This is a genomic window from Sinorhizobium fredii, from assembly GCF_002944405.1.
GTDB lineage: Bacteria > Pseudomonadota > Alphaproteobacteria > Rhizobiales > Rhizobiaceae > Sinorhizobium > Sinorhizobium fredii_C.
On record NZ_CP024307.1, the window covers coordinates 699633 to 716419 of the forward strand.

The 16787-nt window shown below is 62.6% G+C and carries 17 protein-coding genes; all 17 read left to right on the forward strand.

The features are described 5' to 3' along the window. Nucleotides 1–8 precede the first annotated feature (8 nt). On the forward strand, nt 9–518 hold the full coding sequence (gene flgA, locus NXT3_RS03315) for a flagellar basal body P-ring formation chaperone FlgA (RefSeq protein ID WP_083854238.1): 510 nt from the start codon (nt 9–11) through the stop codon (nt 516–518). Further along, on the forward strand, nt 515–1630 hold the full coding sequence (locus NXT3_RS03320; RefSeq protein WP_097527276.1) for a flagellar basal body P-ring protein FlgI: 1116 nt from the start codon (nt 515–517) through the stop codon (nt 1628–1630). Before flgA ends, NXT3_RS03320 begins: the two co-directional genes overlap by 4 nt. Further along, the gene (locus NXT3_RS03325; protein WP_037423907.1) at nt 1627–2166 is read left to right on the forward strand and encodes a MotE family protein; all 540 of its coding nucleotides are present in this window, start codon (nt 1627–1629) and stop codon (nt 2164–2166) included. The genes NXT3_RS03320 and NXT3_RS03325 overlap by 4 nt, the downstream gene beginning before the upstream one ends. Then, nucleotides 2163–2873 (forward strand): flagellar basal body L-ring protein FlgH, encoded by a 711-nt coding sequence (flgH, locus tag NXT3_RS03330; RefSeq protein WP_097527275.1) that lies wholly within the window; start codon nt 2163–2165, stop codon nt 2871–2873. Before NXT3_RS03325 ends, flgH begins: the two co-directional genes overlap by 4 nt. Before the next feature lie 35 nt (nt 2874–2908). Further along, entirely contained in the window at nt 2909–3400 is a 492-nt protein-coding gene (locus tag NXT3_RS03335; protein ID WP_037423911.1) for a flagellar basal body-associated FliL family protein, read from the forward strand. Nucleotides 3401–3407: 7 nt separating this feature from the next. Continuing rightward, a complete protein-coding gene (gene fliP / locus NXT3_RS03340) occupies nt 3408–4145 on the forward strand; it encodes a flagellar type III secretion system pore protein FliP (protein ID WP_097527274.1) in 738 nt (245 codons plus the stop codon). A 283-nt stretch (nt 4146–4428) separates the two neighbouring features. Further along, nucleotides 4429–5337: a flagellin N-terminal helical domain-containing protein gene (locus NXT3_RS03345; RefSeq protein ID WP_014761109.1), complete on the forward strand. Its 909-nt coding sequence runs from the start codon at nt 4429–4431 to the stop codon at nt 5335–5337. Between the two features lie 248 nt (nt 5338–5585). Beyond that, the gene (locus tag NXT3_RS03350) at nt 5586–6506 is read left to right on the forward strand and encodes a flagellin N-terminal helical domain-containing protein (protein ID WP_037423917.1); all 921 of its coding nucleotides are present in this window, start codon (nt 5586–5588) and stop codon (nt 6504–6506) included. A gap of 303 nt (nt 6507–6809) precedes the next feature. Next, nucleotides 6810–7727 carry a flagellin N-terminal helical domain-containing protein gene (locus tag NXT3_RS03355; RefSeq protein ID WP_037423920.1) on the forward strand — a complete coding sequence of 306 codons (918 nt, stop codon included), beginning with the start codon at nt 6810–6812 and terminating at the stop codon, nt 7725–7727. Between the two features lie 302 nt (nt 7728–8029). Beyond that, nucleotides 8030–8992 (forward strand): flagellin N-terminal helical domain-containing protein, encoded by a 963-nt coding sequence (locus NXT3_RS03360; RefSeq protein ID WP_037423923.1) that lies wholly within the window; start codon nt 8030–8032, stop codon nt 8990–8992. A gap of 372 nt (nt 8993–9364) precedes the next feature. Then, the gene (locus NXT3_RS03365) at nt 9365–10018 is read left to right on the forward strand and encodes a hypothetical protein (RefSeq protein ID WP_097527273.1); all 654 of its coding nucleotides are present in this window, start codon (nt 9365–9367) and stop codon (nt 10016–10018) included. After that, a complete protein-coding gene (locus NXT3_RS03370; protein ID WP_097527272.1) occupies nt 10015–11217 on the forward strand; it encodes a MotB family protein in 1203 nt (400 codons plus the stop codon). Before NXT3_RS03365 ends, NXT3_RS03370 begins: the two co-directional genes overlap by 4 nt. 5 nt (nt 11218–11222) lie before the next feature. Further along, nucleotides 11223–12545 carry a chemotaxis protein MotC gene (gene motC / locus NXT3_RS03375; RefSeq protein WP_097527271.1) on the forward strand — a complete coding sequence of 441 codons (1323 nt, stop codon included), beginning with the start codon at nt 11223–11225 and terminating at the stop codon, nt 12543–12545. Then, a complete protein-coding gene (locus NXT3_RS03380; protein WP_097527270.1) occupies nt 12542–14023 on the forward strand; it encodes a flagellar hook-length control protein FliK in 1482 nt (493 codons plus the stop codon). Before motC ends, NXT3_RS03380 begins: the two co-directional genes overlap by 4 nt. Beyond that, entirely contained in the window at nt 13974–14525 is a 552-nt protein-coding gene (locus NXT3_RS03385; protein ID WP_037423938.1) for a transglycosylase SLT domain-containing protein, read from the forward strand. Before NXT3_RS03380 ends, NXT3_RS03385 begins: the two co-directional genes overlap by 50 nt. 272 nt (nt 14526–14797) lie before the next feature. Next, complete coding sequence (gene rem, locus NXT3_RS03390) at nt 14798–15469, forward strand: transcriptional activator Rem (RefSeq protein ID WP_037423941.1); 672 nt, start codon at nt 14798–14800, stop codon at nt 15467–15469. Between the two features lie 85 nt (nt 15470–15554). Next, entirely contained in the window at nt 15555–16775 is a 1221-nt protein-coding gene (locus tag NXT3_RS03395) for a flagellar hook protein FlgE (protein WP_097527269.1), read from the forward strand. Nucleotides 16776–16787 lie beyond the last annotated feature (12 nt).

Sequence of the window (16787 nt, forward strand, 5' to 3'; positions counted from 1 at the left end):
GGGCAAACATGATGTTTCGCCGATCCGCCGCAAGGGTAGCAGTCGAGAGCCGCAAAGCGCGCTTCATGCGATCGCTCGCATCTGCGGCGATCGCCGCCGCGCTGCTGTCGCCGGGGCTCGCTGCCGCACAGCAGCCGACCGCCGTCATCCCGAAGCAGACCATCTATCCCGGCGAAACCATCGAGGCGAGCATGCTGGAAGTGGTCGACGTGACCAATCCGGATATCACCGACGGCTATGTCGGGTCGCTTGAAGAGGTCGAGGGAAAGGTGACGAAGCGCACGCTTCTGCCGGGACGGGTGATCCTCACCTCGGCGCTACGCGACCGATACGCGGTCGAGCGCGGCTCGACGGTTCGGCTGATCTTCAACAAGGGCGGGCTGACGATCACCGCCGCCGGCTCGCCGCTTGAAGACGCAGCGATCGGCGAACTGATCCGCGCGCGCAACATCGATAGCGGTGTCATCGTGTCCGGGACGGTGATGGCCGACGGCACGATCCATGTGGTGGCGAAATGATGGTGCGCATTTGTAAGTGGTTGCTGACCGTGTCCTTGCTGTTCGCGGCGACATTGACGCCCGCCTATGCCGCGTCGCGCATCAAGGACGTGGCCTCGCTGCAGGCCGGTCGGGACAACCAGCTGATCGGTTATGGCTTGGTGGTCGGGCTGCAGGGATCCGGCGACAGCCTGCGCTCCTCGCCGTTCACCGACCAGTCGATCCGCGCCATGCTGCAAAATCTCGGCATCTCGACCCAGGGCGGCGAGTCTCGGACGCGCAACGTCGCAGCGGTCCTCGTTACCGCGACGCTGCCGCCCTTCGCTAGTCCCGGCAGCCGCGTCGACGTCACCGTCGGTTCGCTTGGCGACGCGACGTCGCTGCGCGGCGGCACGCTGGTCATGACGTCGCTCTCCGGCGCCGACGGACAGATCTATGCGGTGGCCCAGGGCTCGATCGTGGTCACCGGCTTCAGTGCCCAGGGCGACGCGGCCGCTCTGTCGCAGGGCGTGACCACGGCCGGCCGCGTTCCGAACGGCGCGATCATCGAGCGCGAGCTGCCGTCGAAATTCAAGGACGGCTTCAACCTGGTGCTGCAATTGCGCAACCCGGACTTTTCCACCGCCGTCGGCATGGCAGCGGCGATCAACAAGTTTGCCGCCGCGCAGTTCGGCGGCCGCATCGCCGAAGCCATGGATTCCCAGTCAGTCCTCGTCCAGAAGCCGAAAATGGCCGATCTCGCCCGGTTGATGGCCGATATCGAGAATCTCGTCGTCGAAACGGACGTGCCCGCGCGCGTCGTCATCAACGAACGGACCGGCACGATCGTCATCGGCCAGGATGTACGCGTCAACGAAGTCGCGGTCAGCTACGGCACGCTGACGGTGCAGGTGACCGAAACGCCGACGGTGGTGCAGCCGGCGCCCTTCTCGCGCGGCGAGACGGCGGTCGAGCCGAATACCACGATCGAGGCGCAGGCGGACGGCGGCACCGTCGCGATCCTCAACGGGTCGAGCCTTCGCTTGCTCGTCGCGGGCCTCAACAGCATCGGCGTCAAGCCGGACGGAATCATCGCGATCCTGCAGAGCATAAAGACGGCGGGAGCCCTACAGGCGGAGCTTGTGCTGCAATGACCGGAACTCTCTCCCATCTTCTCGGCACATCTCGCCGTACGCTCGTGGCCGCGGCCGCGGCTACGCTGATGCTGACAATGCCGGGCGCCTTCGCACAGGACGTCACCGCGCCGCCGGTCGAAAACGGTGCAACGAACGAAATCCAGCAGTTCTGCACCAATATCGCCGACGCGGCGCGGGACCAGCGCTATCTGCTGCAGCGCAAGGACCTTGAAACCTTGCAGGCGAGTGTCGACGAACGCATCGCGGCGCTGGAAAAGCGCCGGGCCGAATACGAGGACTGGCTGAAACGCCGCAACGATTTTCTGAAGCAGGCGGAACTCGGGCTCGTCGATATCTACAAGACGATGAAGCCCGATGCGGCCGCCGGCAAGCTCGAGATGGTGCGCCCAGAGATCGCCGCTGCGATCGTCATGAAGCTGCCGGCGCGCCAGTCCTCGCTGATCCTCAGCGAGATGAGCGACGAAAAGGCCGCGGTGCTCACCAACATCATTTCCAGCGCCAGCGACCCGAACACCTCGAAGGAGCCATCATGAGACTGCAACTGACGGCCCTTCTGGCCGCAAGCCTCCTTGCAGGATGTCAGAATCAGGCGTTCAAGGAGATCGGCCAGGCGCCGTCGATGAGCCCGATCGGCAGCGGCCTGCAATACACCCAGACGCCGCAGCTCGCCAGTTATCCGAAGCAGCCGCATCAGATGACCGCCGGCTATTCGCTGTGGAACGACCAGCAGGCCGCTCTCTTCAAGGACGCCCGCGCCATCAATGTCGGCGATATTTTGACCGTCGACATCCAGATCGACGACAGGGCGTCCTTCAACAACGAGACAGACCGCAGCCGCACCAATTCCAGCGGCTTCAATCTCGGCGCCGCTGGCGAATCGCAGACCAGCGACTTCGAATGGTCCGGCAATCTCAAATACGGATCGAACACCAAGACCGAAGGGGACGGCAAGACCGAGCGCTCCGAAAAGCTCCGGCTGCTCGTCGCGGCCGTGGTCACCGGGGTGCTTGAAAACGGCAACCTGCTGATCAGCGGTTCGCAGGAAGTGCGCGTCAACCACGAATTGCGCATCCTCAACGTCGCCGGCATCGTCCGGCCGCGGGATGTCGATGCGGACAATATCATCTCCTATGACCGCATTGCCGAGGCCCGCATCTCCTATGGCGGCCGCGGCCGGCTGATGGAAGTGCAGCAGCCGCCATGGGGCCAACAGGTCGTGGATCTCGTCTCGCCGATCTGATCGGGTGACATCCAGTACCGGAACGGAGCGGCACGATGGAAGAAACCGACACTAAAGAACCGAAATCCCCGTCGCTGGTCATGACCATTGCCGCGATCGCCGTGCTGACGCTCGTTGCCGGCGGCGGCGGCTGGTTCGTCGGCGCCCTTCTGGCCCCGCCACCGGCGAAGAAGCCGGAGGCTGCCGCCGAACTGCCTGAGCACGCCACCGGCGAGGAGGGTCTTCCGAAGATCGCCACCGAAGCCAACGGCATCGTCCAACTCGAGCCGATCACCACCAACCTTGCCTACCCGGCCGAAAACTGGGTCCGCATCGAGGTCGCGCTGCAGTTCAAGGGCGCGCCCGACGTCGCGCTCGCCGAAGAAATCCACCAGGACATCGCGGCCTATCTGAAGACCCTGTCGCTGCAGCAAATTCAGGGGCCGCGCGGCTTTCAATATCTCCGGGATGACATCCGGGAACGGGTTGACCTGCGCTCCGACGGGCGCGTAACCAATGTGATGTTCCGAACCTTCGTCATCCAATGATTCGCTGATGCTCCGGACTACTGCCTTTATAATCGCCATGATGGCGATGTCGGGAATTGCCGGGGCCCAGAGCTTTCCCGCCGATATTCTGAACACGCCGGTCGACGGTTCGGTCGCCTCCTGGATCATCCGCACCTTCGGGCTCCTGACCGTCCTTTCGGTCGCACCGGGTATCCTGATCATGGTGACGAGCTTTCCACGCTTCGTCATCGCCTTTGCGATCCTGCGCTCCGGCATGGGGCTTGCGACCACGCCGTCGAACATGATCATGGTGTCGCTGGCGCTGTTCATGACCTTCTACGTCATGGCGCCGACCTTCGACCGCGCCTGGCGCGACGGCATCGATCCGCTCCTGAAGAACGAGATCTCCGAGACCGAGGCGCTGACGCGGGTGTCGGAACCGTTCCGCGAGTTCATGCTCGCCAACACCCGCGACAAGGACCTGCAGCTCTTCATCGACATCGCCCGAGAAAAGGGCCAGACGGTCGTCGTCGACGACAAGGTGGATCTGCGCGCCGTCGTGCCAGCCTTCATGATCTCGGAGATCCGCCGCGGCTTCGAGATCGGCTTTCTGATCATGCTGCCTTTCCTGGTCATCGATCTCATCGTCTCCACCATCACCATGGCGATGGGCATGATGATGCTGCCGCCGACCTCGATCTCGCTGCCCTTCAAGATCCTGTTCTTCGTGCTGATCGACGGCTGGAACCTGCTCGTCGGCAGCCTGGTGCGCTCCTTCACCTGAGCCCGCCTCGGCGTCCCTCGTTAAGACATTTCCGGGACCCCGCAACAGTCCGTTAAGTATAGGATTTCACGCGCGATTCACTACGTTCTAGCGTCGCCTTCGGGGTGCCTCGCCGATTAAGGTGTTGGCAAGAAATGGCTGCGAATTTCGTCCTCACACGACGGGTTTGGTGTCCTTCACGAGCTGAGCGGAACCGAGTGGCATGATGCCGGATCGTCGTGACCGGTAACCTCTTCAGCCCGGTATGTCCCCCCAAAAGTATTTCGTAAAAGGGACAACGATTATGGCAAGCATTCTCACCAACAGCTCGGCAACCGCCGCTCTCCAGACCCTGCGTTCCATTTCTTCCAGCATGGAAGACACGCAGAACCGCATTTCCACGGGCATGCGCGTCGGCTCTGCTTCTGACAACGCCGCTTACTGGTCGATCGCGACCACCATGCGTTCTGACAACGCAGCTCTTTCGTCGGTCACCGACGCGCTCGGCATGGGCGCCGCCAAGGTCGATACCGCTTACGCCGGTATGGAAGCGGCCATCGATGTCGTCAAGGAAATCAAGGCGAAGATCGTCGCCGCAACGGAAGAAGGTGTCGACGGCGCAAAGGTCCAGGAAGAAATCGACCAGCTTCAGGACCAGCTCCTGAGCATTGCGGAATCGGCCTCGTTCAACGGCGAAAACTGGATTGCCGGCGAGGCAGCGACCAAGACCGTCGTCACCGGCTTTGTCCGCGCTTCGGACGGCACCGTCTCGATCAAGACGTCCAGCTATGCCCTTACTGATGCGGCTGACGGTACGCTCCTCTTCGCCGACGATGGCGCCGGTGGTCTCGACACCGCGACCGGCATCCTCGGCACCGACGGCACCAACGGCAACAATGTCTACGGCCTCGATATCTCTGCAATGGACGCGACCGCGCTCGGAGAAGCGCTCTCCGACGTCGAAGACGCGCTCACCGCGATGACCAGCGCTGCCTCTTCGCTCGGTTCGATGTCGACCCGCATCGATCTGCAGGCTGACTTCGTTTCCGAACTCAGCGACTCGATCGAAAACGGTATCGGCCGCCTTGTCGACGCCGACATGAACGAGGAGTCGACCCGCCTGAAGGCCCTGCAGACGCAGCAGCAGCTTGCGATCCAGGCCCTGTCGATCGCCAACTCCGACTCGCAGAACATCCTGTCGCTCTTCCGCTAATCGGCGAACCGGCACGGGGGCTGACCGTGCCGCAACGCTGGAAAAGAGCCGCGACCGAAGCCGGTCGCGGCTTTTTCGTATTTTTTATTCCACTTCAGCATTCCTTAACCATCTTGCTGTTTCCTAGCACCATCGAAACGGCGGGTTAACCAACAAAATTAATTGGTTAGCAGGCATGATGCTGACCGTCGCTTGCCGGCGTACTCCGGAATGTCCCTTCTTAATCAGCCACTAAGGGGCACTCAGAAATGACAAGCATTCTTACCAACATCGCAGCCATGTCCGCACTTGAAACGCTGCGGAGCATCGGCAACAACATGGAAACGACCCAGGGCCGCGTCTCTTCCGGCCTGCGCGTCGGCGAGGCTTCGGACAACGCTGCCTACTGGTCGATCGCGACCACGATGCGCTCCGACAACATGGCGCTCTCCGCCGTCCAGGACGCCCTCGGCCTCGGCGCCGCCAAGGTCGACACCGCCTATGCCGGTATGGAATCCGCCATCGAAGTCGTGAAGGAAATCAAGGCCAAGGTCGTGACCGCAACTGAAGAAGGCGTCGACAAGGCCAAGGTCCAGGAAGAGATCGATCAGCTTCAGGAACAGCTGCTGTCGATCGCCGAATCCGCTTCATTCAGCGGTGAGAACTGGATCGGCGGCGTCGCCGGCAACACTGTGACCGTCGTGTCCGGCTTCGTCCGTGCCTCCGACAGCACCGTCTCCGTCAAGACGACGAGCTATGCGCTTGTCGATGGCGTCACCGGCGGCAACCTGCTGTTCAGCGACGACGGCACGGGTGCTCTCGATACGGCAACCGGCATCCTGGGTACCGCCGGCGCTTCCGCCGGCGGCTACGCTGTCTACTCGCTGGATATCAGCGCTCTGGCGACGGCGGACATGAATGACGTGCTGTCGGATGTGGACGATGCACTCTCGGCCATGACCAGCGCTGCTGCTGAGCTCGGCTCGATCTCCATGCGCATCGGCTTGCAGGAAGATTTTGTCGCGAAGCTGTCCGACTCGATCGACTCCGGCGTTGGCCGCCTCGTCGATGCCGACATGAACGAGGAATCGACCCGCCTCAAGGCCCTGCAGACGCAGCAGCAGCTCGCCGTTCAGTCGCTGTCGATCGCCAACAGCAACTCGGAGAACGTTCTCCAGCTCTTCCGTTAATCGACGGAACCGGACCAGGGATCACTCGTTCCCTCATAGGTCGAGCCACTTCAGAAAGCCGCGCCTTGCGAAAGGCGCGGCTTTCGCGCATTTGGGCTCCAGCGCAAGGAAATTGTTAGGTTTTGTTAATTTTGTTAACTCGCCTTTAGAGTTTGTTAACCATGTTCCCGTTAGCTGGCCGCACCGAAACAATGAGTTAACCAAGGTGACCAGCGGGTTAACAGGCATGAAGCCGATCATTCGTCCCGGCGGCAATCCGGAATGCTCAATTCATTCTAATGCCATTCGAGGGGCGAGCAGACAATGACCAGCATCCTGACGAACACGGCGGCGATGGCCGCACTTCAGACCCTCCGCGCGATCGACGACAATATGGAGACGACGCAGGGCCGGGTTTCATCAGGGTTGCGCGTCGGCGAGGCAGCCGACAATGCCGCATACTGGTCAATTGCCACCACCATGCGTTCCGATAACATGGCGCTTTCCGCCGTCCAGGACGCGCTCGGACTTGGGGCTGCCAAGGTCGATACCTCCTATGCCGCGATGGAAAGCGCCATCGAAGTCGTCAAGGAAATCAAGTCGAAAATCGTCGCCGCCACCGAAGAAGGTGTCGACAAGACGAAGATCCAGGAAGAAATCGACCAGTTGCAGGAGCAACTGATGTCGATCGCTGAGTCTGCCTCCTTCAGCGGCGAAAACTGGGTTGCCGGCGACGCGGCCGTCAAGAGCGTGGTCTCGGGCTTCGTGCGCGCCTCCGATGGTACCGTTTCGGTGAAGACCACAGCCTATACACTCGACGATACGGCGACGGGCAATCTGCTCTTCGGCGGTGATGGCGCCGGCGCCATCGTGGACACCAACGGCATTCTCGGCACCACCGGTGGTGCGACGATCGGCGTCTCTATTTATGCTCTCGATATCACCGGCTTCGACACCGCCGAAATGGCCGAAGCTCTGACGCTCGTCGAAGATGGCCTCCAGGCGATGACCAGCGCGGCCTCGGAACTCGGCTCGATCTCCATGCGCATCGGCCTTCAGGAGGAGTTCGTCGCGGCCCTGACCGACTCGATCGACTCGGGCATCGGACGCCTCGTCGATGCCGACATGAACGAGGAATCGACTCGCCTGAAGGCCCTGCAGACGCAGCAGCAGCTCGCCGTCCAGTCGCTGTCGATCGCCAATACCAACTCGGAAAACATCCTCCAGCTCTTCCGCCAGTAGGATCTGTCCACAGCCTTCTGAGGCTCCAAGCACACTATCTTCGCAAGGCCGCGCCACTATTGCGCGGCCTTTTGTCGTTGTCGATGTCCCCGGTACTCGAACGGTGAAGTAACCCTTTCTTCACCCGCCTTAACAAGCGGTTAACCGCGTTAACCATTTGTTAACCATTTCCCATTAACGCTTTGTTAAACACGATGGTCTGTCACCCAGGGCAAAACGGTGGCAGCGCGCATGATGCCGCACCATCCCTGCCGGTCACACCCGGAATGTCTTCGATCTCCCATCGACAGGGGCGATAGCCAATGACCAGCATCATGACCAACGCTGCCGCCATGGCGGCATTGCAGACCTTGCGTTCGATCAACAGAAACCTGGACGAGACCCAAAGCCGCGTGTCCTCCGGCTATCGCGTCGAGACCGCCGCCGACAACGCTGCCTATTGGTCGATCGCGACCACGATGCGGTCGGACAATGCGGCGCTTTCGACGGTCCAGGACGCGCTTGGCCTGGGCGCGGCCAAGGTCGATACTGCCTATGCGGCCTTGGACACCGTCATCGAGCTGATGAGCGAGGTCAAGGCGAAGCTGGTCGCGGCACGCGAACCCGGCGTCGACAAAAGCAAGATCGACAAGGAGATCTCGCAACTCAAGGACCAGCTGGTCTCGGCCGCCCAGTCGGCATCCTTCTCGGGTGAGAACTGGCTCTACAACGACGCGGCTACGGCGGTTGGCACGAAATCCATCGTCGCCTCCTTCAATCGCAGCGCGGATGGCAGTGTCTCGGTTACGACGCTTGATTACGACACCTCGGGCTCAATTCTCGTCGACGTCCAGGATGCAAGCGCCGGCTTGCTGACGATGGCGGTGGATGCGGATGCGCTTGCCTCTAGCCCGACGGGAACGGCGCGCGAATATTACCTGATCGACGCCGGCAGCCCGCCGACCGGAACGGAAATCGCGCTTTCCGAAACGACTACCGATAACGAGTTGGACGACATGATCAGCGTCGTCGACGAGCTCATCAGCCAGCTGACCGATTCCGCCGCGACGCTCGGCGCGATCACCAGCCGCATCGAGATGCAGGAAAACTTCGTCGCCAACCTCATGGATGTGATCGACAAGGGTGTCGGCCGACTCGTGGACGCCGACATGAACGAGGAGTCGACGCGCCTGAAGGCGCTGCAGACCCAGCAGCAGCTCGGCATCCAGTCGCTGTCGATCGCCAATACCAACTCCGAAAACATCCTCAGATTGTTCCAGGAGTAAGCGAGATCTTCGCTTCCGCCGTGCCGCCGGTCATCGGCATCAGGCGGGACTGGTTGGACCGCGCTGTTGCCCTGGCGCGGTCCAACAACCTTCATTTTCGCACAAGTTTGACCGGCTAGCCTTTCCTCGCAGTCTGCTCGGCCGGCTGCCGGCCAAGATGATCCTGGTCGCCGTTGCACCGGTCCCGCTTCGGGTCCTCCACCGCGAACCGTTGCGCATCGAGAATGCTGGTCCTGTCGCTGTCTCGGGCGGAAGGGCCGAAGGAGACATCATAGACGTGTCAGGCGCTTTGGATTTCTGGACCATGTGCCACCCCCTGCCGGGCGGGGGACGTGCGCCGGCATTGGCTGCGAGCCGCCGGGGGGATCATCGATGAGTGCGTCGCTCTCCCGTTATCTCAAGGATTTCAGCGCGCCGAAGATCGAAATCACGCGCATGCCGCCGAAATATTTTCCGGACCTCGAGGCGGACTTCCCCGCCGAAGATCGGACCGCCCAGAGGCCCGCCATGCCTGAACTCGACGTCGATGCCGAGCGGCGCGAGGCTTTCGCGCAGGGTCGCGCGGAGGCCGCCGCCGAGCTCGCCTTCGAGCATCAGCGGGAAATCGCCGAGCTCAAGGCGCGCCACGCCGAGGACCTCGATGCCGTGAAGCATCGCCTGGCGGAAGACACAGCTTCGAAACTCGCCGCCGGGTTCTCCCAGATCACCGAGCGGCTGGCCCTGGCGCTTGGCGACCAGGCGGCGCGGGTGCTCGCGCCGGTCATGGAGGAGGCACTCATCAAGCGCGCCGTCGAAGACCTGGCGGCGATGGTCAGGCAGGGCATCGGCGCGGGAGAGGGGCTCACCATCACCGTCAAGGGATCGCCGGTGCTCTTCGAAGCGCTGAAACAGCATCTCGACGACGACACTCTGGTTTTCCGGCACGTCGTTGCCGACGACATCGATCTGACGGTTGAGCTGGGCGAAGCGGTTCTGGTGACCAGAATGGCGGCCTGGTCCGAAACCGTGCGGAAGGTTCTGGCATGAGCGAAGAAAGCCATCACAACGGCAAGAACGAAATCATCATCGTCAAGCGCTCCGGCGATGGACACGACGGCCATCACGGCGGCGGCTGGAAGATCGCCTATGCCGACTTCATGACGGCGATGATGGCCTTCTTCCTAGTCATGTGGTTGATCAACGCCGCCAACGAGGAAACGAAGGCGGCAATCGCTTCCTATTTCAATCCGGTGCAGCTCACCGACCAGAAGCCCGCGGAAAAGGGCCTGAAGAATCCGGCCAAGGATGCGCAGGGTGACGAGACGCAGCAGCGGTCGAAGGCGGATGGCGAGCAGGCGAAGTCCGGCGGCTCGGCCAAGACCGGCGACCAGCTGACGGCAACCTCGGGCGAGGAGACCAAATATTCCGACGCCGACTTCTTCGAGAACCCCTATTCGGTTCTCTCCGAAATCGCCAAGGAGGTCGGCCAGCAGGCCAATATCAGTGCCAAGGGCGAGGGCGGTGCCGCCCAGTCGGGCCCGGCGACCGGTGCCGACGGCGGCGAGGCCTATCGCGATCCGTTTGATCCGGATTTCTGGACCAAGCAGGTCGAGGTCAAGGACGCCGGCGATGCGGCCGAAAGCGACGTCGCGGCGGCTGAGAGGCGCGGCCCCGAGACCGATGCCGGTGAGAAGCCGGAGGCCGGCGAGGCGCTGAAGACCGCGGACGAGACTGCAAAGGGCGAAGTGCCACTCAAGAAGGAAGCGGACGCAGAGGAGCAGAAGAAGCGGGCCGAGGCCCTGAAGGCCGAAATCGAAAAGGCGGTCGGCGGCGAGGCCGGGCGGCTTCTCGAGGGACTGGTGGTGACGCCCTCCGAGGGCGGCCTGCTGGTGACGATCAGCGAGCAGACGGACGCGCCGATGTTTGCGGTGGGTTCCGCCGTTCCCGGCAAGGAGCTCGTCCTTGCCATGGAAAAGATCGGCAAGCTGCTCGCCGAGCGCCAGGGCGCCGTGGCGATCCGCGGCCACACGGATGGCCGTCCGTTCAAAGACGGCACCTATGACAACTGGCGGCTGTCGGCGGCGCGTGCCCAGAGCGCCTATTACATGCTGGTGCGCGGCGGTCTCAAGGAAGAGCGCGTTAATCAGATCAGCGGCTTTGCGGACCGGCGCCTGCAGGTGCCGAACGATCCTTATGCCGCCGGCAACCGGCGGATCGAGATCCTGCTGCAGGCGGGGCAGGGCTGAGAGAGATGCTGAAGCGGCTCTGCGCCATCCTGGCGACAACAGTTCTTGCGGCTCCGCTCGCGTTTGGCGTGGCCCGCGCAAGCGAAACGGAAGAGCTCGCGCCGTTCAAGATGATCCGGTCGCTTCAATACGTCCAGGATTCCGTCGTGCTCGGCGATCACTCGGCGATCGAGATGCAGCGTTTCATGCTAGGCGAGATCGACAAGCGCCTGAGGGCGGCCGACGAAGCGATTTTTCGCGACCCCCGCAACGTCGATGCGGCGCTCGTCTACGTGATGAGCGGCGGCAATCCGGAAACGCTGGAATATCTCACCGACAGGGATATCGAGGGCAATTTCGACGCCCGCGTCACCGACTCCCTCAGGCAATATCTGCGCGGCAAGGGGCCGTTGATCGTCGAAAGCCTCTCCAAGGCGGCACCCGAATACAAGAACTCCCGGGTCGGTCCCTACCTGTTTCTGATCCTCGGCAACGCCTCGTCGCAGCAGGACCCGGTCGCCGCGATGAGATATTACGACTGGGCGCGTCTGACGGCGCCCGGGACGATCATAGAGGAGGCGGCGCTTCGCCGGTCCGTTTCGCTTGCGGTCCAGGCAGGCGATCAGGAAAAGGGCTTCCGCTATGCGCTGAACTATGCCCGCCGCTATTTGACATCGCCCTATGCGAGCCAGTTCGCCGACGTCTTCGTCGACCTGGCGGTCGCGCATTTCGACGAGGCGGTCGAAAAGAGAGTCGCCGAGATACTCGGCTGCATGGATCAGGCGCGGCAACGCGAGGTCTATCTGCGCGTCGCCAGGCGCGCAGCGATCGCCGGCAACGAGACGCTGGCGCGGCTGGCATCCGGCCGGGCCGAAGAGCTCGCACGGGCCGGCGGCGGCCAATCGCTGCTGCTGGCGAGCTTCTACGAGGGGCTCGCGGCCGTACCCTCCGAGGATGTGTTCACGGCGGCACAGACGCTGGCGGCAATTCCGGACGACAAGCTCTCGCCGCGCGACCGGGCCCTCAGGGAGGCCGCCAGGGCGATTGCGGAAGAGGTTGTGCGACGACCGCAGGATGAAAGCCCCGCGCAAGCGTCCTTGCCTATACCGGAGACACCCCCTGCCCCTGAGACCGAAGGCGGCGAAGCGGGGGAAACGGGAAGCGGCATGAGCCCCTTTGCCGACGCGACCCATACCTCGCCGCCCGAGAAGGCGCCCGCGCCGGGTGGCGAGCCGCCGACTGGCGCCGAACACGCTGCGGCATCCGATCCGGCTGTCGACGATTTCGTGGCCAATGGGCGCTCGAAGATCAAGGAGATCGATGCGCTCCTTGCGGAGGAAGGACTATGAGGCCACTTGAAGAGACATTCCGTGCTCCCGCCGCGGCGCTGGGAACCCGATCCGGGTCCCGGCAGGGCGGCAACGAGCAGGTTGCCGGGGAGCCCGGGGCCTTCGAGAGCGTGGTCGCCGATGCCGGCCGCCAGAAGGCGTCTGCCCAGGGTGCAATTCAGGACGCCGGATCGGATGCAGTTGACGCGCTTCCGGACGGCGCCCAAACGGCGGGTACCGAGTTCACCATCGGCAATCGCAAGCCAAGCATCTTGATCGCAAGCGCCGCCGTCACTGGAACCGGGCGGCTATCGACGCCTTCGGCGCCAGGCCATGCTCAGGGCGATCCGAACGGCGCGCTGCTGGAAGGCCAGCAATCCTCCGAGCTCAAGGTTGTTCGGGACAAAGGAAACCGGCAGTTTTCGGCGGCTTCCATCGCGGGAGAAGAGGCCGGCAAACCCCAAGACAAGACGGCCACGGATAGCCCGAAAGATCACAGGCTCGTGGAGACTGGCGCGGCGGAGAGTTCCGGGGCGTCCGATCAGATGTCGAATAGCAATGCCGCCTCCGGCGCGCCGGCCAACGGCCCTGTCAGCGACCTCCTGACCTTGCTTGGCGGCAATGCGCCGGCGGCAATGCAGATCGACAGCGCCGGTGGTGAGATCACGGACAAGACGATGCGTTCTGCAGTCGACCGCACCGCCGGCCCGGCGGCCGAGATGTCGAATATCCTGTCGGACGCCACAGCGGAAGACGGTTCACGGACCGAACAGCAAGGTGACGCAGGATCGGACCGCCTCTTCCGCCTGGCTCGCGCCGACGGCAAGGGGCAGGCGGTCTCGATGACCATTTCGGCGGGCGGCGAAGCGACCGCCGTCGAGAACGGCAATTCATCAGCCAGTGCCAGGGCCGAGACGGTGACCGTCCTCGAGGCGCGCCGCTATCTCGGGGTGGCGATGAATACAAACTCCGCCGCCGTGGCCGGCGCGATTGCCGGTGACGGCGAATGGGCACAGGCGCTCCAGTCGAGCCCCCTCCTGGCGCAGCCGGAGGCGTCGAACCAAGCCGGCAAGACGCTGAACACGCTCAAGATCCAGATGCATCCGATCGAACTCGGCACGGTCACGGCCACGCTGCGCCTGAAGGACGACGAACTGCAGGTCGATCTCAAGGTGGAAACAGGCGAGGCCTTCCGTCAGTTGCGCGACGACCAGAGCGAGATAGTGAAGGCCTTGCGCGCCCAAGGCTTCGCTGTCGATCAGGTGAACGTCGTGTTCAATGCCGGCGGCGATGCTTCGAGCGGCAGCGGTTCGCATCCGCAGACGCAGGCCCAGCTTGGCCAGTCGGGCGGCGAGCGCACCGGCGGAGACAGCGGGCAGGGACGTCAGCAGCAAGACGGAGGCGCGGCGGCACAGGCCGAGACATGGTGGGGCAATGATGGAACGGACGATGCGTCTGGCGGCGTTGAGCATTCTCGCACTGGTGACGTCTACATGTAGCGCCCTTGCGAGCACCGGCATCTGCGAGCGCGAGATTGCGTCGGCTGCGGCGAAATACGGTATTCCGACGGGAATCCTCTACTCGGTCGGGCTGACGGAGACCGGCCGCAAGGGGTCGCTCCAGCCCTATGCCATGAACATCGAGGGCAAGGCTTATTTCGGCACGAGCGTTCAGGATGTCCTCAGCCGATTCGGCGCGGCGCGGGCGCAAGGGGCGAAGCTCATCGATCTCGGCTGCATGCAGATCAATTATCATTTCCACGGCGAGCATTTCAGCTCTCCGGAGGAAATGCTTGATCCCAGGCGGAATGTCGACTATGCCGCGCGCTTCCTCTCCAATCTGCGCGCCAGACACGAGAGCTGGACGATGGCGGTCGCCCGCTATCACGCCGGGCCGAACAACGATCCGGCGCAGAAGAAATATGTCTGCAGGGTCATCGCGAACCTCGTCGCCACGGGCTATGGAAAGTGGACGCCGAACGCGGCGCAGTTTTGTCAATAATCAATCGAAGGTTGTGATAATCGGGCCGCTGCCGCATTGTGGCGACAATGCGAACAGATTGTGATCGCAAGCGCTATTTGTTGCCATGCGTTAACTTTTCCACACGAATTTAGTGTCAGCGTTAACAGGGACATACTAGATATAGATCAAATCGGCACGCATTCCTTAATCAACTATTAAAATCTCCCATTAACTTCCTCTAGTTGTTCGTGAATCCCCGGATTCGTACCTCTCAATCAGCAAGACACCCATACTGATTCGGAGGCGGACGAATGATCGTGGTGGTTGATGAAAGAGAGCTTGTGAAGGATGGCTACGCGTCGCTTTTCGGACGCGAGGGCATTCCTTCGACCGGGTTTGATCCCAAGGAATTCGGCGAATGGGTGAACACCGCCGCCGATTCGGACATCGATGCGGTAGAGGCGTTCCTGATCGGGCAGGGCGATAGCGCTTTCAGCCTGCCGCGGGCGATCCGCGATCGCTCCCAGGCGCCGGTGATCGCCATGAGCGACACGCCGTCGCTCGAAAACACCCTGGCGCTGTTCGACTGCGGCGTCGACGATGTCGTTCGCAAGCCCGTCCATCCGCGGGAAATCCTCGCACGGGTCGCGGCGATCCGTCGGCGCCTGAAGGCCATTGCCAACTACACCGACATCGGCCCGATCCGCGTCTTTGCCGACGGCCGCGACCCGGAGATTAACGGCGAAGTCTTCGCGCTGCCGCGCCGCGAGCGGCGCATTCTCGAATATCTCGTCGCCAATCGCGGCCGGCGGGTATCCAAGTCGCAGATCTTCAATGCGATCTACGGCATCTTTGACGAAGACGTCGAAGAGAACGTCGTCGAAAGCCACATCAGCAAGTTGCGCAAGAAGTTACGCAAGAAGCTCGGCTTCGACCCGATCGATTCCAAGCGTTTCCTTGGCTACTGCATCGACTGGAACTGAGCCGGACCACAACCTGGTCCCCAAGACAGGTTCACGCAAGGCCCGACTTCTAGTCTCCCACTGAAGCAGGAAACGAGGATCCTCTATGAGTCTCTACGGTACCATGAGAACGGGCGTCTCTGGCATGAACGCCCAGGCCAACCGCCTCAGCACGGTGGCTGAAAACATCGCGAATTCTAGCACTACCGGCTACAAGAGGGCGTCGACCGAATTCTCCTCGATGATCCTGCCTTCCAGCAACGGCTCCTACAATTCCGGCGGGGTCCAGACATCGGTGCGCTACTCGATTTCCGACCAGGGCTCGACGACCTACACGACATCGGGAAGCGACCTTGCGATCGACGGCGATGGCTTCTTCATCGTTCAAGGCGCCAACGGCCAGGAGTACCTGACGCGCGCCGGGGCCTTCGTCCAGGACGACGCTGGCAATCTCGTCAACGCCGCCGGCTTCACCCTGATGGGCTACGAGTACGAAGCGGGCGTGGATCCGACGGTCGTCGTCAACGGTTTCGATGGCCTGACCGAGGTCAACCTCGCTTCGGAAGGCCTGTCGGCGGCGGGCTCGACCGCCGGCGCGATGGGCGCCAACCTGCCTTCCGGTGCCGCGAACGGCGATGTGTCGACGACCTCCCTCATCGTCTACGACAGCCAGGGCAACACCCGCATCCTGGATTTCAACTACACGAAGCTTGCCGATAACCAGTGGGAACTGGAGATCATCGACAGGACCTCGGCCCTCTCTCTCGGCACTGCGACGCTGGATTTCGACACCGACGGCGTCCTGACTACCTCGCCGGGAAGCCTGACGCTGGACCCGACCGGGGCCGGTCTCAACCCCATTTCCGGTACGGGCGCTGTGCTCAACGACATCGTCATCGACTTTTCCGAGACGACTCAGCTTGGCACGTCGTTCACGCCGGACGGCGGCGAGATCGACGGCAACGCCCCGAGCAAGGTTTCCGGCTATCAGATCGACACCGACGGCGTCGTCTACATCAAATATGCTAACGGCGAGCTCGAGCCGCGCTATCGCATTGCTCTCGCCAATGTCCAAAGCCCCGACAAGCTGGTGCCGGAATCCGGTAACGTCTATTCGCAGGGCGTCGATTCCGGCGTCATCGTCACCGGCTTCGCCGGGTCCGGCAGCTTTGGCGAGATCCTTTCCGGCGCGCTTGAAAGCTCGAATGTCGACATCGCCGACGAGCTGACGTCGATGATCGAATCGCAGCGCAACTACACGGCCAACTCCAAGGTCTTCCAGACCGGTTCGGAGTTGCTCGAAGTTCTTGTCAACCTGAAGCGGTAATTCCCAGAAAAC